This window comes from Gemmatimonadaceae bacterium (assembly GCA_016720905.1).
In the GTDB taxonomy this organism is placed as follows: Bacteria; Gemmatimonadota; Gemmatimonadetes; order Gemmatimonadales; family Gemmatimonadaceae; genus Gemmatimonas.
Genome location: JADKJT010000002.1, coordinates 159,266 through 179,758, shown reverse-complemented (window position 1 = coordinate 179,758; position 20,493 = coordinate 159,266). Strand labels below are relative to the sequence as shown.

The following is a 20,493-nucleotide window of genomic DNA, read 5'->3' as shown; positions in this document are numbered from 1 at the left end:
AGGCTGGCTGATCCGTCGGTCACTGATCGCCTCTTCACACGGTCTTGCGCCATGCGTTCATCTCGGGTTTTCAGCGGAGTCGCGCTCCTGACCATGCTGGTCAGCGTGGCGTCGGCCACCACGCTCGATGCGCAGGGATCGGGCGCAAGGCCGCCCCTCGCCGACTCCGTCGCGCCGTCCGATCCGATTGCCCGACTGCAAGCGCGCATCAACTCCGGTGACGTGGTCTTCGCGCGCGACTCGACGTTCGGGTATCTGCCGGCGCTGTTGAAGGCGTTGAACATCCCGCTGTCGTCGCAAGGGCTCGTGTTCTCGCGCACCAGCCTGCAAACGGACAAGATCGCGCCGTGGACTCCCCGCGCGATTTTTTTCAACGACGACGTGTACGTCGGGTACGTGCCGGAAAGCCACTTCCTGGAGATTGCGGCGGTGGATGCGAAGGCTGGCGCGGTGTTCTACACGCTGAGTCATGAGCCGCGTGCGCGACCGACGTTCTCCCGTGAAACGACGACGTGTTTGATGTGCCACCAGTCGAAGGCGGCCACGGGCGGCGTGCCGGGGTTCATGGTGCTGTCGACATTGGCTGATCGTTATGGCTATCCGATTGTCGGTGCGCATGAAGGGACCACGACCGACGCCACGCCGGTGAAGCAGCGCTTTGGCGGGTGGTATGTCACGGGCACGCACGGCACGACAGGCCACTCGGGAAATGTGTTTTCGCCGAAACTCGGCCACGAAGTGTACGACAAGCAAGAGTATCGCAAGCAGTTCAGTCTCACCACCGAGAGCGCGCGCAAGGATCTGTCGGACAAGTTCGACCCCTCCATTCATCTCACGGGGCACAGTGACATCGTGGCGTTGATGGTGTTGGTGCACCAGACGACGGTGCACAATCTCATCACCATCACGCACGACGCCGCACGTGACGTGCTGCGTTTCGCGCCAGCGGCGGATGGCGCACGCACCGCGACGGCCGACGATTACTCCACGGGACCGGCGGCGCGACTCAAGTACGCGGTGGATCGTTTGGTGCGCGCGATGCTGTTTGTCGACGAGGCGCCATTGGACGGCGTCATGCGCGGCACCACCGGTTTCACGGAGGATTTTGCGCGACAGGGTGTGCGCGATCGCACGGGTCGGTCGCTCCGGGACTTCGATCTGGAGCACCGATTGTTCAAGTATCCGCTGAGCTTCCTGATCTATTCGGAGAGTTTCGACGCGTTGCCGGATGTGGCCCGCAGGGAAGTCTACCGGCGCCTGTGGGTGGTTCTCGGAGGAGCGGACGCCAATCCGGATTTCCAGCGATTGTCGGACGTCGATCGCACGGCCGTGCGGGAGATTCTGGCCGCGACCAAGCCCGAGTTCGCGGCGATGCGCCCGCGCTGAGCGCGAGGAGCGTCGAAGGATGTCAAGATCGTGTACGAGGAGTTCTTCTTCTCCATCTCATAACGGCGGAAACGCGCCTACGGCAAATCAAGTTGCCGGGCGATCTCCAGCAGCATTTCGTCATTCCCGCGCGCGGCGATCATCGACAGACCCAGGGGACAGCCGTTCCACGTGGCGAGGGGCAAGCTCACCTGCGGCAGGCCGCCCAAGCCGGCAATGCACAGCAAGGCCAGTGATCGCTCGCGGAACGCGACCGTCGCGTCGGGTGGTGACTGCAGCAGGGGGGCGATGTCCGGCATCGTGGGCAACAGCAGCACCGCATTGTCGGCCAGCAGCGCATCCAGATGTGAGACGATGTCGGCTCGCGCCAAGCGCATGCGAGCGATTTGCTCCGGATCACTCTTGGCAGCGGCTTCGAATCGCGGTTTGATCTGTGGTCCAAACGTGGGACGAACGCGCGTGACCCAGTCCCCGTGCGCGTCCCATATCTCGCCAAACTGCAGCACGCGAAACACCTCGAACCACACGGCCAGCCCTGCGTCGCTCACGGTCACCGCCTGCGCGGCTCCCAGGCATGCTTCAATACGCTGCACGGCCGGCTGCAGCGCGTCGGCCACGCCCGGCATCGAGAACGCAAATGCGTCTTGGGCGAGCAGGAGTCGCCCTGGCATTGCGGCCGCCCCGCCCAACAGCACGTCACCAATACGGACCAGCATGTTGGCGTCGCGGGCAAACCATCCACACGTGTCAAAACCCGGTGCCAGGGGGCGGACACCATCAAGCGGAATGCGCCCGTGCGTGGGACGAATGCCATAGATACCGCAAAAGCTGGCGGGGGCTCGCACCGAGCCACCCGTGTCACTCCCAATGGCAAAATCCACCAGCCCACCGGCCACTGCCGACGCCGACCCGCTGGATGAACCGCCGGGGACTCGATCAGGCGCCGCCGGATTGACCGGCGTCCCGTAATGCGCGTTTTCTCCGGTCAGACTGAAGGTCATTTCCTCAGTATGCGTCTTCCCTGCCAGGGTCGCTCCGGCGTTCAACAACCGTGTGGCGACCGAGGCCGAAATGCTCGCGGCGTCATGGGTGGCCAGCCAGTCGGGGCTGCCAAACCCCGTCTTATGTCCGGCAATGTCGAAATTGTCCTTGAGCCCGAAGGTCACCCCGGCCAGCGGTCCGATTGGCGCGCCAGTAAGCGCCACGTGGGTGTGACGGCAGAACGCGTTCAGGGGGTCATGATCGAGGATACTCATCTGCAGAGTATGGATCGGCAACCGGGCCGACGCCATGCGGCAGTGGACGCCGGGCTGTAAATTCCTTGTTTCACCCGTTCGACACGCTACGGTCCTGCCCGAACCGTCCGACGCAACATGCCCAGCACACGATCCTTCCTCACTGGTGTTGTCCTGAGCGCCAGCCTTGTCGGCTGCGCACACGCCCCGGCATTTCAGACAGGCTTGGCGGGCGCAACGGCGCGTGCCAAGGCCGACAGCCTGCGGTATCCGTACACGAAGGCGGACATCGATTTCATGAGCGGGATGATTCATCATCACGCGCAGGCGATCACCATGTCCCGCTGGGCGCCTTCCCATGGCGCCGACGCGGCGGTGCAGCGGTTGACGGCGCGAATCATCAACGCGCAAACGGATGAGATCAAGCTCATGCAGTCGTGGCTGGAAGATCGCCGTCAGACGGTTCCCCAGGTCGACTCGACGGGAAAGGTCACCATGGGGTCGGGCGGTCAGTCGATGCCGGGACACGACATGAGTTCCATGCCCGGCATGTCAATGCCCGGCATGGCCATGCCGATGATGCCCGGCATGTTGTCCGACGCGCAGATGAAGGAGCTTGATGCGGCGCGTGGCACCGAATTCAACCGCCTGTTCCTGACCTACATGATTCAGCACCATCGCGGCGCCGTCGCGATGGTCAAGTCGTTGTACGCCAATGCCGGCGCCGCGCAGGACGAAACCGTATTCAAGTTCGCCAACGATGTTGAGGTGGATCAGTCCACCGAGATCAAGCGCATGTTCACCATGATGCTGGAGATGGGGTTCGTACCGCCCACCGAGTGAGGTCTGCTCCGTCTTGCCCAGTGTCTCCCGTCTCCCGTCTCCCGTCTCCCGTCTCTCCCGAGGACCTCGCATGTCAGCTACTCCACCGTTTCGCGTCATGACGCGCGCCGCATTCGCCATGGCGACCCTTGTCGGCGTGGCCGCGTGCGCGCCCGCCAAACCCAAGACCACACCGGCGCCCGCCCCCGCGGCCGATCCGCGCAATAACCTGAAGGCCGGTCTGTACAACGCCGAGGAGTACACGTCCAATCTCAAGCTGGTGGCCAAGGCGGTGTCACCGCCGGGCTTTGCGGGCATCACGAATTCCGATCTGGCGTTCACCGGTAACTATGTCATTCAGGGCAACTACAACGGCCCGGTGATCTGGGACATCAGCAATCCCGCCAAGCCGCAACTGGTGGTGGCGTACGAGTGCCCGGCCTCGCAGAACGACATCTCGGTGTACAAGAACCTGATGTTCATGTCGGCTGAATCGCAGAGTGGTCGCGTGGACTGCAAGCCCGGTGGCGTGAAAGAGACCGTCAGCAAGGAGCGCATGCGCGGCGTGCGCGTCTTCGACATCACGAACATCAAGGAACCCAAGCTCGTGGCCAACGTGCAGACGTGCCGCGGCTCGCACACGCACACGGTGCTCGAGGATCCGAAGGACAAGCAGAACGTCTACATCTATGTGTCCGGATCATCCGGCATTCGTTCGGCAGCAGAGCTTCCCGGCTGCGCCGACGCGCCGGGCACCGATCCGAGCACGTCGCGCTTGCGCATCGAGATCATCAAGGTGCCGCTGGCCAATCCCAGTCAGGCCGCGGTGGTGGGGCGCGCCAACATCTTTGCCGGACTCACTGAGCCCGCGCGTCATGGCCTCTCCGACGCCGACAAGGAAGCCGCCGTCGCGCAGTTGGCGGCCGCGCGGACCAACGGCGGATTCATTGCCAGGAATCCGCAGTCGGGTGCCGACCAGATCGTGCCCCCGCAAATCGTGCGGCCGATGCTGGACAGCGTGATGAAGGCACGCGGTGGTGCCACTCCCAACGGTGCCGACAACACCGCCGTGCGCGGCCTGGTGCAAGATGCGCTCAACCGGATGTTCGCCGCCGCGCCAACTGGGGCGGCCCCCAGCAACGGCGCGGTGAGCGAGCGCTCACAGTGCCACGACATCACCGTGTACCCGTCGCTTGGATTGGCGGGCGGTGCGTGCGAAGGGCACGGGCTGTTGCTGGACATCAGCAACCCCATCGCGCCGGTGCGTCTCGACGCCGCCGCCGATTCCAATTTCGCCTACTGGCACTCGGCCACGTTCAACAACGATGGCACGCAGATGCTGTTTTCCGACGAATGGGGCGGAGGCGGCGCGCCGAAGTGTCGCGCGGGTGACAAGCCCGAGTGGGGTGCCGACGCCATCTTCGCCATCGTGAATCGCAAGCTGGTGTTCAAGAGCTATTACAAGCTGCCATCGTACCAGACATCCAACGAAAATTGCGTAGCCCACAACGGCTCACTCATCCCGATCCCGGGACGCGACGTCATGGTGCAGTCGTGGTATCAGGGCGGCATCTCGGTGTTCGACTGGACGGATGCGTCGCATCCGCAGGAGATCGCCTCGTTCGATCGTGGACCGGTGGATGCGACCCGCATGGCCAGCGGCGGCTCATGGTCGGTGTACTGGTACAATGGCAGCATCGTGAGTTCCGAGATCTCGCGCGGGTTGGACGTGGCCGAGTTGGTGCCGAGCCAGTACATCTCGCAGAACGAGATCGACGCGGCCAAGACGGTGAAGTGGAGCCAGCTGAACGCGCAAGGACAGCCGAAGATCGAGTGGCCGGCCAGCTTTGCGTTGGCCAAGGCGTTCACCGATCAGATCGAGCGGAAGGGCTGCGTGAACGCCGCGCGCATCGGCGAAATTCGCGCATCCATTTCGAGTGCGGAGAAGGCGTCGGGGGCCCAGCGCAATGCGGCGCTCACCAAGCTCAGCGCGCAGCTGGACGGCGACCGGAGCTGTGACCCCAAGAAGACGGACTTGTTGAAGAAGGCGCTGCAGGACCTGATGACGACCGTGATGTAGTGTGGCTGAACGCCGGCGACGGAGCGCGCCTACGGTGCCCTCCGTCGCCGGCGCTCCCATCTCCCCCAACCCACTGTACCGATGGCGATCGAGTCAAAGCCCAGCAAGAACGAGGAAGAATATTTCGCGCGCGTCGACGCGGAACTCCGCAAGGCGCTGCGACAGAAGGCCGACGCGGAGCGTGCGGAGCGTGTAGCCGCCGAACGCAACAAGTGCCCACGCGATGGTGCCACGCTGGTGGCCAAAGTCACCAATCATGTCACCATCGATCAGTGCCCGCAGTGCGATGGTATCTGGTTGGACAAGGGTGAACTCGAGATTCTCGCGGCCGGCAATGCGGAACACACCGGATTTGTCGGCTCGCTGCTGAACATTTTCAAGTAACGAGACGGCCCGTGCGCGAACGAGTTCTGCGGTTGATCAGCGTGGCGATGCTGGTGTCACCACTGGGGATGCCGACGGGTTCGACCTGCAGATCAGCAACGCGACGAGGGCAAATCGCACGGTGCGTCGAGTGACAGACATCGCCGTGGTACTCCGCAGTACGCTGCGTTGCCCGGCGTGCGGATTTGCTGAAGACCTTGAGATGCCTACGGACGCCTGTGCATTCTTTCATGAATGCACAGGTTGCCATACGCTCCTGCGGCCACTGGCCGGTCACTGCTGCGTGTATTGCTCGTATGGCACGGTGCCGTGCCCGTCCATGCAGGACGGAACGTCGGCCTGTTGTGGGCGCGTTAGCGCTCCGGTGTTGCTGTCCACGGAGTAATCCACGCGCGCGCGGCCAGCTCGTCGCGCACCCGCGCGAGGTGCGGCAGCTCCAACTGCGCACGCGCCGCCAGCAGCGGATGCTGCGTGCCGCTGGCGGCCAGGCTGGCGTTCACCACCCAGCCATACGGCTCAATCCCAGCGCGTCGCAAGTCATCCTGCAAACGTGACGCCTCCTGCACCGGTGTGGACTCGGCGAGGGTCACCAGCAACATCTTCGTGTAGCGCGCATCACGCAGTCGCGGCAGCAACGCGCGCACTTCCTCCGGCACGTGAGATCCCGCGGTGCGCGCGACTTCACGGTGATAGCTCTCGGCGGCGTCCAGCAGCAACAACGTGTGTCCAGTGGGTGCGGTGTCCAGCACGACGAACGCATCTCCGGCCTCGGCCACGGTTCGTGCGAACGCGCGAAACACCGCAATCTCCTCGGTGCATGGAGACCGCAGGTCTTCTTCCAGAAGTGCGCGCTCATTGATATCCAATCCGCCAACTGCGGCAGCGGCCATGTCGGCGGCGCCGATCACGTCGGCGCTGTATCGCGCCGTTTCGACCACTGGATCGATTCGACTTACAATAAGGGCGGTCGGCACGTCGGCACCAACGGCTGCCTCCACATGGGCGGCGGGATCGGTGGTAGACAAATGCACGCGACGGCCAGCGCGCGCCAGCGCCAGCGCCAGCGATGCGGCCAAGGTGGTTTTTCCCACCCCACCTTTCCCCATGGTCATCACCACCCCGTGGCCATCAGCGGCGATCTGCGCGACAAGCTCGCGGAGTTGGCCGTAGCCTGCGATTGCCGAGTTGGCAGTAATGTCCGTGTCGATGCCAGTCGAACCGGCAGGCGCATGCGTCACCGGTGATGGCGTTGACGTTGAACGGCCTGACGTCAACATCGTTGCGTTCGCGGGCGCAGACGCTGGACTCAGGGGCGCCATCATCGCGGCCGCGAACACTCGCAAGGCGTCGAGTCCCGTAAGGTTGCTGGCGATGAGGGGCACATGAATGGTTGGCAACGCCACCAATCGCGAGGGCATCGTGGTCAGTGCGTCGCTCTGTCGGCTTGCGTAGGCCTCTGCGACAGGATCACCGCCCGGATCGTCAGTGAGGACGCCGTTCACTACCAGACGCTGGCGCGAAATGCCAAGTGCCGCGAGTTCATCGCCGGCTCGGGCGGCCTCGCGCATGGCGCTCATCTCGGCGCGCGTCACCAGTACGACGGTGGTCGCGTTCGGATCGGCCAGGGCATCGACCGTGGCCGAGTACTGCGCCCGATGCTGCTCGAGTCCGGCCAGCGGCCCAAGGCAGCTGGCGCCACTGCTCGACGTGTCGAGAAACCCACTCCATGCACTGGGCAGGCTGAGCAAGCGCAAGGTGTGTCCGGTGGGCGCGGTATCAAACACCACTCGATCAAACATCGCGGTCAGCGTCGCATCGGCGAGCGATGCCGTAAACTCGTGGAACGCGGCAATCTCGACCGTGCAGGCACCGGAGAGTTGTTCTTCCATGCTGCGGATCGCGGCATCGGGCAGCACGCCACGATACGGACGTACCATGTGCTCACGATATGCTGCCGCGGCGGCCTCCGGGTCGATGTTCATGATCCAGAGAAACGACACACCAGGCACCGACGTGGGGGTCGTACCGGCAGCCATTCCGAAGACATCGTCGAGGTTCGATGCCGGATCGGTGCTCACGATGAGCGTGCGGTATCCGCATTCGGCCAACTGCAGTGCCGTCGCGCTTGCCACGGTGGTCTTGCCAACGCCACCCTTACCGGTGAAGAACAGGTGGCGCGTGGTCATGTCGTTCAGCGACATCCGGTGCCTGGTGCGCGGCCGCCGCTGTCATCGGCTTTCGCGTTGCTGGCATGTTCAAGCGCTGTTGCCGAGAGTCCCTTCACCAGTTCGTCGCGCGTAGCATAGCGACCGTACACCAGGACGTCGTCATTCACGAGCACCGCCGGCAGTGCGCCGTCGCCGAATGCCTGCATCAGTCCGGTGATCTTGGCGTTGGCGACGAACGCCTGCGGCTCCTGACCCAGCCCGGCGCGATGCACCCTAACGCCCTGCGCTTCCAGCCAACGCAGATCACGCGCTATTGTGAGCAAAGCAGGATCCACGCCGGGCCCGCAAACGCCGGTGGCACAGCACATAGCCGGATCGAACACGGCAACCGTGCCCGACAACGTGTGCTTGCCGACGGAAGCAACGGGCGGCATGGCGATTGAAAGTGACGACTGGACTGGGAGCGAGCGAGTCACGGTATTTCCTCACGGTTTGACAGATCATATGTGCATAGACAAATTATATGTGCCTAGGGCAAATATGAAAGACTCAAACCACCATTTTATGACCGCCTGCGCGACTGCTGCTGATGATCACCTGATGGACGGGCCGCCCGGCGCGGTGGACGATCTGGACGCGCTGTTCAAGGGGTTTGCCGACCCGACGAGGCTGCGTTTGCTGAACGTGCTCGCAGCGGGCGAGCTCTGTGTCTGCGACCTCGTTGATATGCTCCAGCTGCCTCAGCCCGCCGTCTCGCGTCACTTGGCCTACCTGCGCCGCATGCGATTGGTGGAGGCCACGCGGGAATGGAAGTACGCGCACTATCGGCTGGCCGAACCGGGAAACGCGGTGCACCGCAATCTCATTAACTGCGTACGCTCGTGTTTTACCGGCATTCCATCGCTGGATGCCGAACGTGCACTGGCCGTGTTGCGTGTGCGCGACCGCCTCACGGAGCCGTGCTGATGACGACGCGTGTACACGCTCCGGGACCAGAGTCAGTGATGACTGATGACTCCGACGCACCAATCCTCAAGCGCCTCTCGACACTCGACCGCTTCCTGCCGGTATGGATTTTCGCGGCGATGGCGCTCGGACTGCTGCTGGGTCGCGTGTATCCTGACCTGGGCGCGGCGCTGGATCGCGTACAGCTGGCCGGCGTGTCGGTACCCATCGCGATTGGCTTGCTGTGGATGATGTACCCGGTGCTGGCCAAGGTGCGATACGAAACCATCGGGCAGCACATTGGCAACACCCGGTTGCTGGGCACCTCGCTGGTGCTCAACTGGGTCATCGGTCCCATCGTGATGCTGGCACTGGCGTGGATATTCTTGCCCGACCTGCCGGCCTATCGCAATGGGCTTGTGCTCATCGGGCTTGCCCGATGCATTGCCATGGTGCTGATCTGGAACTCGCTGGCCTGCGGATCGGGCGAACTGGCGGCAGTGCTCGTGGCGCTCAACTCGGTGTTTCAGATTCTGACGTATTCGGTGCTCGGATGGTTGTTCCTGACGGTGATTCCCGGCTGGTTTGGCGCCGATACGGCCACGCTGCATGTCTCCATGGGCGAGATCGCGCGCAGTGTCGGTATCTTCCTCGGTGTGCCGCTGGTCGCGGGGTATCTCACGCGCAAGACGTTGGTGGCGTCGAAAGGCGCCGCGTGGTACGACGGCGTGTTCATGCCGAGGTTCGGTCCCACCGCGCTGTTCGGATTGCTATATACCATCGTGCTGATGTTCGCCATGCAGGGGAATCGCATTCTCTCGCTGCCGCTGGACGTGGTGCGCATCGCGATGCCCATGCTGGTGTACTTTGGCGTGATGTTCGGACTGGCTTTCTGGTTGTCACGTCGGCTGGGATTCGACTACGACACCACGGCATCGCTGTCGTTCACGGCGGCGGGCAACAACTTTGAACTGGCCATTGCCGTGGCGGTCGCGACCTTTGGCATTGCGTCGGGCGAGGCGTTGGCGGCTGTGATCGGGCCACTCATTGAAGTGCCCGCCCTGGTAGGACTGGTGTACGTCTCATTGTGGGCACGGCGACGCTACTTCCCGTCGCCGGCAACGCTCCGACCGCGGAGGACGGCCTGATGCGCTACGCGCTGATCTCCGACATTCATGCGAATCTGCAGGCGCTGGATGCCGTGCTGGCCGACATTGATGCGCGCGGGGATACCAACGCGACGTATCACCTGGGCGATCTGGTGGGATACTCCAGTAACCCCAATGAGGTCGTCGCGCGACTGAAGGTGCGTGGCATACACGGTATCGCTGGCAACTATGACTCCACTGTTGCGACGGACTACAAACACTGCGGTTGCCGGAGTGAGACGCCGCGTCAGGAAGAACTCGCGCACCTCAGCTACGAGTACACGCGCGGCACCGTAACGCCCGAAACCAAACGGTATCTTGGCAGCCTGCCATTCTCGCTCGACGTGCGTCCCCTGGGTGGACATGCGGCCGGACCCCGATTGGTGTTGGTACACGGCACCCCAACGCTCAATACCGTCTACTGGACCGCCGATCGCGCCGACGACTTCTGTCTCAAGATGGCGGCCGGTATGGGGCTCACACGCGGCGACGTGATGGCGTGTGGCCATACGCACAAGCCGTGGCACCGCGAGGTGGAGGGGATCCACTTCATCAACACCGGCAGCGTGGGACGCCCCAAGGACGGCGATTGGCGCGCCGGCTACGTGCGGCTTGAACTGGGCGGTGCGGCGCCACGCGTGGAGTTCGTACGAGTCCCCTACGATGTGGCGGCCACTGCGCAAGGAGTGATTGCCGCAGGACTTCCCGAGGAGTTTGCCGAATTCCTGCGCACCGGTGGAAAGCCGCCCAGCAACGCTGAATAGTCGTAGATTCTGCCCATGTCGAACGCGCCCAACGCCATTCCAGATCTCGAGCAGTACTTCGCGCCGTTCCGCGCCAACACGATCGGCGACGACCTCACCTTTCTGACGCCCTATGGTGAGCAGCGACTCGTGTACGCCGACTGGACTGCCAGCGGCCGCCTGTATCGGCCAATCGAATCGGCGCTGCGCGAGCACTTCGGGCCGTTCGTGGGGAACACGCACAGCGAGTCGTCGGTGACTGGTTCGGCGATGACCATTGCGTATCATGAGGCGCACGCGCGGCTCAAGCGGCATGTCAACGCCGGACCCGACGACCTTGTGCTCACCAGTGGCTCGGGGATGACGGGTGTGGTGAACAAGCTGCAGCGTCTTCTGGGACTCAAGGCGCCGCAGGGATTACGTCACTTCATCGCGTTGCCGCCCGCCGAGCGGCCGGTGGTGTTCGTGACGCATCTCGAGCATCACTCCAATCACACGTCGTGGTACGAGACCATCGCCGACGTGGTGGTGGTACCACCCGACGCGTCGGGCACGGTGGATCTTTCTGCCCTCGAAGCGCAGTTGCACACGTATCGGGACCGGGCTGTCAAGATTGGTGCCTTCAGCGCCTGCTCGAATGTGACCGGGGTCTTCACGCCGTACTACGAGATGGCGCGACTCATGCGCCGGGCCGGCGGGATCTCGATCATCGATTTCGCGGCCTCCGCGCCCTACGTGACGATCGACATGCATCCGGCTGGTGATCCGGAGGCCGCGCTCGACGCCGTGCTCTTTTCACCGCACAAGTTCCTGGGTGGACCGGGTGCCTCGGGCGTCATGGTCTTCACGCGGGCGCTGTACCACAACACCGTTCCGGATGAAGCGGGCGGCGGCACGGTGGCGTGGACGAATCCGTGGGGACAGTATGCCTTTCTCGACGATGTCGAGGCGCGCGAGGATGCCGGCACGCCGGGGTTCCTGCAGGCCATCAAGGCGGCGCTCGCGGTGGACCTGAAGGACGCGATGACCGTGGAGGCGATGCAACGGCGAGAGGCGCAGATTGTGCCGTACGCCATGGATCGGTTGCAGTCGATCCCCGGCGTGCATGTGCTCGCGCCTGCGGTGCGACACCGCCTCGCGATGCTGTCGTTCTGGACCGAGGGACTGCACTACAATCTCGTGGTGCGCCTGCTCAACGACCGCTTTGGCGTGCAGGCACGTGGCGGATGCTCATGCGCCGGGACCTACGGCCACTTCCTGTTGCACGTGGATCCGTCGCGCTCGAAAGCGATCACCGACCGTATTGACCGCGGTGATCTCTCGGAGAAGCCGGGCTGGGTGCGGCTCTCATTCCATCCAAGCACCACGATGGCCGATATCGACCATGCGCTCGATGCCGTCGAGTCCGTGATGCGACATGGGGCCGCGTGGGCGGCCGACTATGCGTACTCGAACGTCACGAACGAGTATCGGCACCGTGATGGCGATGCGGCGCTGCGTGCAAGGGTGGCCGGATGGTATGCGGCCGCGCTGACCTGAACGGACCGCGTCGCGGTGGCGACGCCGTGACATGTCAGTGTGGTGACGGCGATGTCAGCGGCTTGCAGCAATCGTCATCCAGCAATTCGGTTTCGATCTGCAGCGTCGGGTGGATGATTTCGAATTGATCATGGAGCGCCTTGGAGGCCGCCACGATAAATGCGGACCCTGGATATCCGGCCGGCATGACCAGATGCGCCGTGAGCGCCGTACTCGAGGTGCCAGTCGCCCACACATGCAAGTCGTGAACACTTTCGACACCGGGCAGCGAGCACAGATACCGATCCACGTCGCGCAGGTCGATTGTTTCCGGCACGCCGTCAAACAACAAATGGAGTGATTGACGGAACAATGACCACGTGCCAACGACAATCACGAGCACGATGGCAAACGTTACGACCGGATCGATCCACATCCATCCGCGCCAGACATAAAGTGCGCCGGCCAGCACAACACCCACCGAAACCAGCGCGTCGGCGGCCATGTGCAGATAGGCCCCCCGCAGGTTGAGATCGGAGCGACTGCCCGCCATGAACAACCAGGCCGTCACGGCATTCACCAAGACGCCCACACCGGCCACCAGCATGACCACACCGCCTTCCATCGGCGCGGGCGTGCGCAGTCGCTGCACGGCAGCCAGCGCCAACGAGCCCATCACCATCAACAGGATCACGGCATTGGCGAAACTGGCAAGAATCGATGCCCGTCGCCAACCGTACGTACGCCGCTCGTTTGAGCGCAGCGTGCCGACGGCAAGCCCGGCCCACGCCAGCAGCAAGCCGCCCACGTCGCCGAGGTTATGTCCCGCATCGGCGACCAGCGCCAGCGAATGCACGCGCCAGCCCATGAGGGCTTCCACCAGCACGAACGCGACATTGAGTGATACGCCAATGGCGAAGGTCCGACCGTAGTTGGCCGGTGCATGCGAGTGGTGATGGTGAGCAGGCATGGGTGTCGCGAACCTCCGCTCGCTATGCCACCATCGCGGGTCGCTCCGGCACTACTTCCCGAGCCCGATCGACACGCCGAACCGCAGCACCAGATTCTTGCCGCTGCCGGATGAGCCGTTCACGGTCACCGTGGCGCCGGCCGAGTTGGTCACCACCACGTCTTCGAAGTTGATCGCGCCGAACGTCGCGCCGATATCGAGGTTCACGCGTGGCGTCATCCGCACCAGCACGCCGCCTCCGCCGTTGATCTGCGTGCCGTTGGCCGTCAACGTGTAGGTGTCGCCCAGATCCGTGATGTCCGCCTGCTGCGTGAGGTACGCCACACGGGCCGCGAGATACGGCGCGGCGCGGTCACTGCCGATATCCAGCACAAAGCGCGGCTCGACAAACGGTCCGGACAAGTCGACCGTCTTGAAGCCCTGCACGTTGAGATCGTGCACCGAGGACTGGTAGCCGACGCCAAGCGAGAACGCACTGGGATTGTAGCGCACCTGCGCCTCGAAGCCGGCTCCATTGGAGAGTCCCGTATATGCGTCGCCGTACACCCCCACGTACAGTCCGGACGCCTGTAGCGACCAGCGATGGGCGGACTGGGCCGACAAGGGCGCCGAGGCCGCAACGGCGGCGCAGAGCGACAGGATAACGGTCGCAGAACGACGAAGCATAAATGTGATCTCCTCAGAGGCGACGAGGGAGTACGCGCACACGATGTTGGCTCGTTTGAGCCCCATGATCTCGAACGGTACGCAAGGGCAATTCACGTGAAAGAACATTGCACCGCAACGCATCCGCCGCGCAAATGATCCGTTTTCGTCCCGATTTGCGCATTAGGGACAGGAACCGTTGTACGCACCTCAAACATCATGCCCCCGGGGGACCCCCGGGACCTTACCGTCACCGGAGGTCGGTTGCCATGGAACGCGTCATCCTGCGTCATCTGAAGGGGTCGAAGGCCAGCCAGGTGGAGGAGTTTCCACTCCAGGGCTTCGCCGAACTCGTGCTTGGACGGGATCCCAACTCCGGCGTTCGGTTTGATCCTGAAAAGGATGATCTCGTTGGCCGACAGCACGCGCGGATTGCTCGCGACCCGAATGACCCGCACCGTTTCACCGTTTCGGATCTCAACACGCGCAACGGGACGTATCTCAACAAGCTGCGCGTCGTTGGTACGATGCCGGTGCAACCGGGCGACATCATTCAGCTGGGTGCGGGCGGCCCGGAGCTGCAGTTCGATATCGATCCGCTCCCGGCGCAATATGTGAAGGCCACCCGTATGGCGGTGGGATCACCGGTGGGTGGCGTCAACGAAACGCGTGTCGGCGCCACGGCGATGGGCGGTGGCGGCGCAGCGGCCACGGCCGGCGCCGGTGCCACGTCAAACGCACCGATTGGCGGCTCGGCCAAGGGAGCCAATCAGGTTGGCAAGGCCACCGTGGAGCGCATGATTGGCCAGACCAAACAGGAAGGCCGCAAGCACACCATCATGGTAGGTGTCGCGGCATTGGTATTGGTGGCGGCGGTTGGCGCCTACTCCGTGAAGCGGACCAATGATGCGGAAGCGGCAGCGGCGGATTCCCTGAAGGGTCTCGCCGGCAGCACCGCGCGTGCGCGTGATCTTGGCAAGATGCTGACGCCGGCCGAAGTCGCCGCGCAGTTTGGTGGTGCAACGGTGCAGATCGACATGGCCTGGAATCTCATCTACGCGCCAACGGGTGCGCAGGTGTACCACGAGACCGTGGCCAACCAGTACACCGCGAAGAACGGGCGGAAGACGGCCATCATTCCGGGCGGTGAAGCCCGTCTCAAAGCGTATGTGCGGGTTGATGGCGGCGCGCTGGAACCGTCCCTCACCATGAGTGCCGGCGATGGCGCCGAACGGATCGCGGAGAACGGGCACGGCTCCGGCTTTGTGGTGACTGCGGACGGGTTCATTCTCACCAATCGGCATGTCGCGGCCGGCTGGCGCGCACCATTCGGACTCGGCGATCAACCGGGAGTGTTGCTGCAGGACGGCAAGATCGCGCTTGACGAACAGGGAGCACCCATCGTCGTGAATCCGCCCGGCGACTACATTCCCTCGGAAACCAAGCAGTACGGTCCCAAGCGCGAAACGGACGTATTCAAGGGACGGCAGGAGTACATCTTCGTGCGCTTCCCGAAGAACACGACGCCGATGGAAGCGCAGGTGACACGCGTGTCGGATATCCACGACGTCGCGCTGATCAAGATCAGCAATCCCGGCCCGGTGCCCGCGGTCACGCTGCATGACAGCTACGACGCCACCAAGGTGGGCGATGAAGTCATTGTCATGGGCTATCCGGGCCTGTCCAACGAAGTGCGGGCCGTGTTCAAGTCGCGCGACATGTTCAATCGCGACGCGCAGAGCCGCGTGGTTCCCGATCCCACGCTGTCCGTGGGGAACATCGGCAAGATCATTCGGGCCGCCGACGGACCGGTGGATCAGGTGCTGCAGACCTACTCGCCCAACGGGGACACGTACCAGCTGACGATTTCTTCCACCGGTTCCGGGAACAGTGGCGGCCCGATGTTCGATGCCTATGGCCGTGTCATCGGGCTCTTCTTCGCGTCGCGAGCCGGCTCGGGAAATCAACGGATCACGTTTGCGGTGCCGATCCGCTACGGCATGCAGTTGATGTCGGTGACCGGCAACGTCAAGTAGTCGTGAACACGCGGGGTCGTTCGCGAACAGCGGGCGACTCCGCGTCGTGTCACATTCCTTCTCCCGTGCTTCAGAGTCTTCACTGATGTCCGCCGGCGACTTCGCGAACACGACAATCGGACACTACCGGCTCCTGGACTTCATCGGCGCCGGTGGCATGGGCGAGGTGTATCGCGCCGCGCACGTGCGAACCGGGGAGATCGTGGCCGTCAAGCTGCTCCTCAACGCGCAGGGAGCGGACATGCTGCAACGCTTCCGGAACGAAGCGCGCATTCATGCCGCGTTGCGGCATCCGAACATTGCCGCGATGCGGGAGTTCATCGAGTCCGACGACGCGCCGGCCATCGCCATGGAGTACATCGAAGGCGATTCACTGGAAAGTCGTATCCGACAGCGCGGTGGACTTTCGCCCCGTGAGGCACTTCCGCTGTTTGCGGCCATCGTTGATGCCGTGGGTTACATGCATCAGCGTGGCGTCCTGCATCGCGACATCAAGTCGTCCAACGTGAAGATTGCGCGCGACGGATCGCCGCGATTGCTGGATTTCGGCATCGCGAAGTCAGCCCAGAGCCCCAAGCTGACGGCCGCTGGTGCCGTCATCGGCACGTGGCACTACTTGTCTCCGGAACAGTTGCGGAGCGGCATCGCCGAGTCCCGCTCTGATCTGTGGGCGCTGGGGGTGTTGCTCTACGAGATGCTGACCGGGCGCCTGCCGTTTGATGGTGGCGGCGTGGCGCAGCTCACGGAACGGATACTCGCCGCCGACTACTCGCCGGCATCGCGGTCGCATCGCAGCGTCTCGCCCGCCGTGGACCGCATCATTGCCCAGTGCCTGACGGTGCGACTGGAAGCGCGCTACCAGACGGCCAGTGCCATCCTGAGTGACCTGCAGTCGATCAGCGCGCCAACGGTGACGCCGGCTGCGGCACCACGTGCGCCCGCGCGGGCGATGTTGCCGGTGCCCCTGCCCCTGTCGCCGATGCTCGCATCGTTTCGCGCCAGGGCGGCGGCGTGGGGCATCAAACCGGAGCGTCGTGAACAGCTCCAAATGTTGTCACGGCAGCATGCGTCGACCGTGACCGTCGTGCTGGGACTGGCCACGGTGGTCGGTCTGTTCGCGTATAGCCTGACGCCGCGCGACATCAAGCACTCGGATGCCGACACGTTGGTTGGCCGTGACACGGTGGCCGTGGTGCCTGGCCCGGTGGAGTTGGTCGTGCCTCCCACCGTGTTCGACTATTCGCCCACCCCGGTCACCGACAGCCAGACCGTTTCGGTGAAAACACTTGAGCTGCCGGCGGAGGTGTGGATTGAAGGGCGGAAAGTTGGTACGACGCCTTTTACTGTGACCCGGCAGATCGGGAGCGAAGTGCAGCTGATTCTCAAACGTCCCGGCTACCGCGATTCACTGGTGAAATTTCCCGTGCTGATTGGCAAGCCGGAGTACTCCTACCAACTCGAGCGTGTCGTGCACGAAAACCTGCCGGAGGACGGAGCGACTCCGTTGGCACGCGAGGCCCCGCCAAAAGCGCCCGCGGTTCCCGCCCAATCACCTCTCGACGCGCCCCCGTTGGCCTTGGCCGGCGCCGCGCTGTTCTTTCGCCGCTTGTTTGGCGGCAACGGTTCATCGGGCGCACCCGCGATCAAGTCCACGCAGGAGTTGACGGCCGTTGATGCGTCCGGCGCCCGCCCGGTGCTGCGCAGCGAATCCGGTATTGCCACTGATACCGGGTGCGTGCGGACCGGTAACGAAGACGCCATTCGCGTGATTCGGCCCGACGCACCGGACCAGCTGGCGAGCGTGGGCGTGCTGGCCGTGGTGTGCGACGGCATGGGTGGACATGAGGGTGGTGAAGTGGCGAGTCGCCTGGCGATTGACGCCATCGAGCAACATTTCCGCGAGGACGCCAAGGATCCGGCGGCATCATTGGCGCGCGCAGTCGAAAAGGCCAATCGCACCGTCTACGACGCATCCCAGCAGGATGAAAAACTGAAAGGGATGGGCACCACGTGCACCGCCTTGCTGGTGAAGGGTGACCAGGCCTACTGCGCGCACGTTGGCGATTCCCGACTGTACCTGGTGCGGGACCGCGACATTTTTCTGATGACCGAGGATCACTCGGAAGTGATGGAACTGGTGCGGCGCGGGATCATCAGCCGCGAGGAAGCACGTCATCATCCTGACAAGAACGTCATTCTGCGCGCGCTCGGCGTGCGACGCGATGTCCAGGTCACCAGTTGGCCGCAGCCGTTTGGCGTGCGCGCCAACGACCGCTTCCTCATCTGTTCGGACGGATTGTACGACCTGGTGGAGGACGCCGACATCCTTGGGGCCGTGCTGTCGTACGGCACGCAGGAGGCGTGCGATCGACTGGTGTCGCTCGCCCGCGACCATGGTGGGTTTGACAACATTTCCGTCGCGGTACTGGCCATGAGCGCCTCGTCCAACGGGAGCGCTCCGGTGAAAGCCACTCGGGTCGTTGAGGTGACGCCGTGATCGGGACGGTGGTGGGCAATTATCGCATTGTCGAGAAGCTTGGCGACGGCGGGATGGGCGCCGTGTACCGCGCGGTCGACGAATTGCTCGACCGTGAAGTTGCGCTGAAAGTGCTCCGCAGTGAACTGGCGGGGCAAGCCAGTCTCATTGAGCGCTTTCGCGCCGAAGCGATCGCGCTGGCGCGCCTCAATCACCCGCGAATTGCCACGCTGCACGGACTCGAACGCAACGGCGTCGACTACGTGATGATCATGGAATACGTGCGGGGCGAGACGCTCGAACAGGTGGTGGCGAGGTCTGGCGGGCTCTCGTGGGTGCGCGCGGTGGAGATCTGTGTCGAGATCTGCGATGCGCTTGACCACGCGCATGACAAGGGTGTCGTGCACCGCGACATCAAGCCGGCCAATGTGATGCTCTCCAGCACCGGCCTGATCAAGGTCATGGATTTCGGCATTGCGCGCGTGGTGGGACGTGACCGGCAGACACAATTCGGTCACGCGGTGGGCACCCCGATGTACATGGCGCCCGAGCAACTGCGCGGTGAAGACGTGGATGGACGTGCCGACCTGTACGCACTGGGCGCCGTGTTGTTCGAACTCATCACCGGACGCATGGCCTTTGAGGCGGACAGTGACTATGCGCTGATGATGAAACAGCTGCACGAGCCGCCGACGCCGCCAAGTGCCATCGTGAAGGATGTGCCGGACGCCGTGGACGCGATTGTCCTCAAGGCCATGGCGAAGGCGCGCGAGGATCGCTTCTTCAATGCCGCCACCATGCGCGCGTCGCTGCGCGACGCGTTGCAGGCGGGGCCACGAAAGGTCGCCCACGCCGCAGTACCGCCTACGCGCATTGACGTCGAGTCGCGCGAGTCGGCGGCCGTGGCCACCCCGGCGGCCGCACCGGTAGTGGCATCGGTGGCGGCGGGCATGCCACCCACCCGAGTCGCGTCGAGCACGCCCGCTGCGTCGGACGGCATGCCCGAAACACGGTATGCGGCAGCTGCTGTGCACGACGTACCCGCAACGCGACTGGGATTGGAGGCGTCGTTCACGACGGCCGAATCGCCGACCGTCCCGACGGGTGGATGGTTGGCACGCGAAGGGCGGAAGTGGCAGTACGACCGGCGGCGCTGGCTGACCGGTGCGTTGCTGTTTGTGGCAACCGGCGCGAGCGCGCTCAAATACATGTCGGCTGGGCCCGATGACGGCAACGACAGCAAGACGCCAGTGGGGGGAACTCCTGTCCGAGGTAGTTTGGGAGACACCACTCAACGGACCACGCCTCAGGGCGGCGGCGTAGTGGAACCGCCGGCGCGAGGAGGTGTGCAGATCCCGAAAGTCGGCGGCCTTCAGGACGTGGGTGGCGGAAAGCCTGTTCCGACGCCTCCCACCATTCCCCCCAGTGGAGGGCGGGGTCGACGGCCGGCGGACACTCCCAAGGTGTCTCGGCCACAGGAGCCTCAACCCGTCGTGCCGCACGGGGAAGCGCCGCCGGAAATTATCGCTGTGCCGCCAGTGGTATCCAAACCGGCCGAAGCGGTCTCGCCTGAGGCAGGCTTTCGCGCCGAGGTCGCGCGAAAGGTCGAGTTCTTCGTGCAGGCCATTCGAGACCGCGATGTGGCAACCGTTGAGCGACTGCTGCTGGCATCCGGAACCAATCGATCTGTTCACGATCAGCTGATCGCGCTGTTGCGAGCCGGGCGGGTGGAAGTGTCGGACGTCAACGTGACCAACCGGTCTCGAGCCGAAGGCGGTGGGTCGGCGCAGTTCGACGCCACGCTGAACTTCCGGTCACCGTTTGGCGCCAACCGGAAAACGGTGGCGCAATTTGCGATCGATCTGAGTCGCGATGCCGGGGACTGGAACCTCGTGTCGGCGCAGGTGATCGGCTCACCGAAGTTCCGGTAGCCCGGT

The 20,493-nt window shown here is 63.9% G+C and carries 16 protein-coding genes; 11 read left to right on the top strand and 5 right to left on the bottom strand.

The annotated features are described in order from the left end of the window. The first annotated feature begins 51 nt into the window (after positions 1-51). Positions 52-1,386: a hypothetical protein gene (locus tag IPP90_03105; GenBank protein MBL0169707.1), complete on the top strand. Its 1,335-nt coding sequence runs from the start codon at positions 52-54 to the stop codon at positions 1,384-1,386. A gap of 77 nt (positions 1,387-1,463) precedes the next feature. Here IPP90_03105 and IPP90_03100 read toward each other — a convergent pair whose 3' ends face one another. Beyond that, positions 1,464-2,642 (bottom strand): amidase, encoded by a 1,179-nt coding sequence (locus tag IPP90_03100; protein ID MBL0169706.1) that lies wholly within the window; start codon positions 2,640-2,642, stop codon positions 1,464-1,466. 117 nt (positions 2,643-2,759) lie between these two features. On the opposite strand from IPP90_03100, the gene IPP90_03095 reads away from it, so the two are divergent. From IPP90_03095 to IPP90_03085, 3 genes are all read left to right on the top strand, one after another. Next, complete coding sequence (locus IPP90_03095; protein MBL0169705.1) at positions 2,760-3,464, top strand: DUF305 domain-containing protein; 705 nt, start codon at positions 2,760-2,762, stop codon at positions 3,462-3,464. A 70-nt stretch (positions 3,465-3,534) separates the two neighbouring features. Next, entirely contained in the window at positions 3,535-5,523 is a 1,989-nt protein-coding gene (locus tag IPP90_03090; protein ID MBL0169704.1) for a hypothetical protein, read from the top strand. 81 nt (positions 5,524-5,604) lie between these two features. Continuing rightward, entirely contained in the window at positions 5,605-5,907 is a 303-nt protein-coding gene (locus tag IPP90_03085; protein MBL0169703.1) for a zf-TFIIB domain-containing protein, read from the top strand. Positions 5,908-6,260: 353 nt separating this feature from the next. Here the strand turns inward: IPP90_03085 and IPP90_03080 are convergent, their stop codons facing one another. Together IPP90_03080 and arsD are read right to left on the bottom strand one after the other, a co-directional pair. After that, positions 6,261-8,108, bottom strand: a complete 1,848-nt coding sequence (locus tag IPP90_03080; GenBank protein ID MBL0169702.1) for a TRC40/GET3/ArsA family transport-energizing ATPase — start codon at positions 8,106-8,108, stop codon at positions 6,261-6,263. Continuing rightward, a complete protein-coding gene (arsD, locus tag IPP90_03075; protein MBL0169701.1) occupies positions 8,099-8,509 on the bottom strand; it encodes an arsenite efflux transporter metallochaperone ArsD in 411 nt (136 codons plus the stop codon). The genes IPP90_03080 and arsD overlap by 10 nt, the downstream gene beginning before the upstream one ends. A 166-nt stretch (positions 8,510-8,675) precedes the next feature. On the opposite strand from arsD, the gene IPP90_03070 reads away from it, so the two are divergent. Genes IPP90_03070 through IPP90_03055 form a run of 4 tightly spaced genes read left to right on the top strand, consistent with a single transcriptional unit; the run spans position 8,676 to position 12,450 of the window. Beyond that, positions 8,676-9,041, top strand: coding sequence for a winged helix-turn-helix transcriptional regulator (locus tag IPP90_03070; GenBank protein ID MBL0169700.1), 366 nt, complete (start codon positions 8,676-8,678; stop codon positions 9,039-9,041). A gap of 38 nt (positions 9,042-9,079) precedes the next feature. Next, complete coding sequence (gene arsB, locus IPP90_03065) at positions 9,080-10,168, top strand: ACR3 family arsenite efflux transporter (GenBank protein ID MBL0169699.1); 1,089 nt, start codon at positions 9,080-9,082, stop codon at positions 10,166-10,168. Beyond that, positions 10,168-10,932: a metallophosphoesterase family protein gene (locus IPP90_03060; protein ID MBL0169698.1), complete on the top strand. Its 765-nt coding sequence runs from the start codon at positions 10,168-10,170 to the stop codon at positions 10,930-10,932. The genes arsB and IPP90_03060 overlap by 1 nt, the downstream gene beginning before the upstream one ends. 15 nt (positions 10,933-10,947) lie before the next feature. Further along, positions 10,948-12,450 carry an aminotransferase class V-fold PLP-dependent enzyme gene (locus tag IPP90_03055; GenBank protein ID MBL0169697.1) on the top strand — a complete coding sequence of 501 codons (1,503 nt, stop codon included), beginning with the start codon at positions 10,948-10,950 and terminating at the stop codon, positions 12,448-12,450. 34 nt (positions 12,451-12,484) lie between these two features. On the opposite strand, the gene IPP90_03050 is transcribed toward IPP90_03055, so the two are convergent. Beyond that, on the bottom strand, positions 12,485-13,399 hold the full coding sequence (locus IPP90_03050; protein ID MBL0169696.1) for a cation transporter: 915 nt from the start codon (positions 13,397-13,399) through the stop codon (positions 12,485-12,487). Positions 13,400-13,450: 51 nt separating this feature from the next. After that, a complete protein-coding gene (locus tag IPP90_03045; GenBank protein MBL0169695.1) occupies positions 13,451-14,065 on the bottom strand; it encodes an outer membrane beta-barrel protein in 615 nt (204 codons plus the stop codon). Positions 14,066-14,313: 248 nt separating this feature from the next. Between IPP90_03045 and IPP90_03040 the strand changes: the two genes are divergently transcribed. The 3 genes from IPP90_03040 (at position 14,314) to IPP90_03030 (ending at position 20,487) form a co-directional block, all read left to right on the top strand. Then, positions 14,314-16,080 carry a trypsin-like peptidase domain-containing protein gene (locus IPP90_03040; protein MBL0169694.1) on the top strand — a complete coding sequence of 589 codons (1,767 nt, stop codon included), beginning with the start codon at positions 14,314-14,316 and terminating at the stop codon, positions 16,078-16,080. Between the two features lie 85 nt (positions 16,081-16,165). After that, on the top strand, positions 16,166-18,577 hold the full coding sequence (locus IPP90_03035) for a Stp1/IreP family PP2C-type Ser/Thr phosphatase (protein MBL0169693.1): 2,412 nt from the start codon (positions 16,166-16,168) through the stop codon (positions 18,575-18,577). Next, positions 18,574-20,487 (top strand): protein kinase, encoded by a 1,914-nt coding sequence (locus IPP90_03030; protein MBL0169692.1) that lies wholly within the window; start codon positions 18,574-18,576, stop codon positions 20,485-20,487. Before IPP90_03035 ends, IPP90_03030 begins: the two co-directional genes overlap by 4 nt. The last annotated feature ends 6 nt before the right edge of the window (positions 20,488-20,493 follow it).

What these genes read in the sequence shown, in the direction of transcription:
- arsB (MBL0169699.1), top strand. Translation starts at nt 9,080, where the DNA reads ATGACTGATGACTCCGACGCACCAATCCTCAAGCGCCTCTCGACACTC.
- IPP90_03070 (MBL0169700.1), top strand. Translation starts at nt 8,676, where the DNA reads ATGGACGGGCCGCCCGGCGCGGTGGACGATCTGGACGCGCTGTTCAAG.
- IPP90_03045 (MBL0169695.1), bottom strand. Translation starts at nt 14,065, where the DNA reads ATGCTTCGTCGTTCTGCGACCGTTATCCTGTCGCTCTGCGCCGCCGTT.
- IPP90_03040 (MBL0169694.1), top strand. Translation starts at nt 14,314, where the DNA reads ATGGAACGCGTCATCCTGCGTCATCTGAAGGGGTCGAAGGCCAGCCAG.
- IPP90_03100 (MBL0169706.1), bottom strand. Translation starts at nt 2,642, where the DNA reads ATGAGTATCCTCGATCATGACCCCCTGAACGCGTTCTGCCGTCACACC.
- IPP90_03085 (MBL0169703.1), top strand. Translation starts at nt 5,605, where the DNA reads ATGGCGATCGAGTCAAAGCCCAGCAAGAACGAGGAAGAATATTTCGCG.
- IPP90_03080 (MBL0169702.1), bottom strand. Translation starts at nt 8,108, where the DNA reads ATGTCGCTGAACGACATGACCACGCGCCACCTGTTCTTCACCGGTAAG.
- IPP90_03090 (MBL0169704.1), top strand. Translation starts at nt 3,535, where the DNA reads ATGTCAGCTACTCCACCGTTTCGCGTCATGACGCGCGCCGCATTCGCC.
- IPP90_03055 (MBL0169697.1), top strand. Translation starts at nt 10,948, where the DNA reads ATGTCGAACGCGCCCAACGCCATTCCAGATCTCGAGCAGTACTTCGCG.
- IPP90_03060 (MBL0169698.1), top strand. Translation starts at nt 10,168, where the DNA reads ATGCGCTACGCGCTGATCTCCGACATTCATGCGAATCTGCAGGCGCTG.
- IPP90_03035 (MBL0169693.1), top strand. Translation starts at nt 16,166, where the DNA reads ATGTCCGCCGGCGACTTCGCGAACACGACAATCGGACACTACCGGCTC.
- arsD (MBL0169701.1), bottom strand. Translation starts at nt 8,509, where the DNA reads ATGCCGCCCGTTGCTTCCGTCGGCAAGCACACGTTGTCGGGCACGGTT.
- IPP90_03105 (MBL0169707.1), top strand. Translation starts at nt 52, where the DNA reads ATGCGTTCATCTCGGGTTTTCAGCGGAGTCGCGCTCCTGACCATGCTG.
- IPP90_03050 (MBL0169696.1), bottom strand. Translation starts at nt 13,399, where the DNA reads ATGCCTGCTCACCATCACCACTCGCATGCACCGGCCAACTACGGTCGG.
- IPP90_03095 (MBL0169705.1), top strand. Translation starts at nt 2,760, where the DNA reads ATGCCCAGCACACGATCCTTCCTCACTGGTGTTGTCCTGAGCGCCAGC.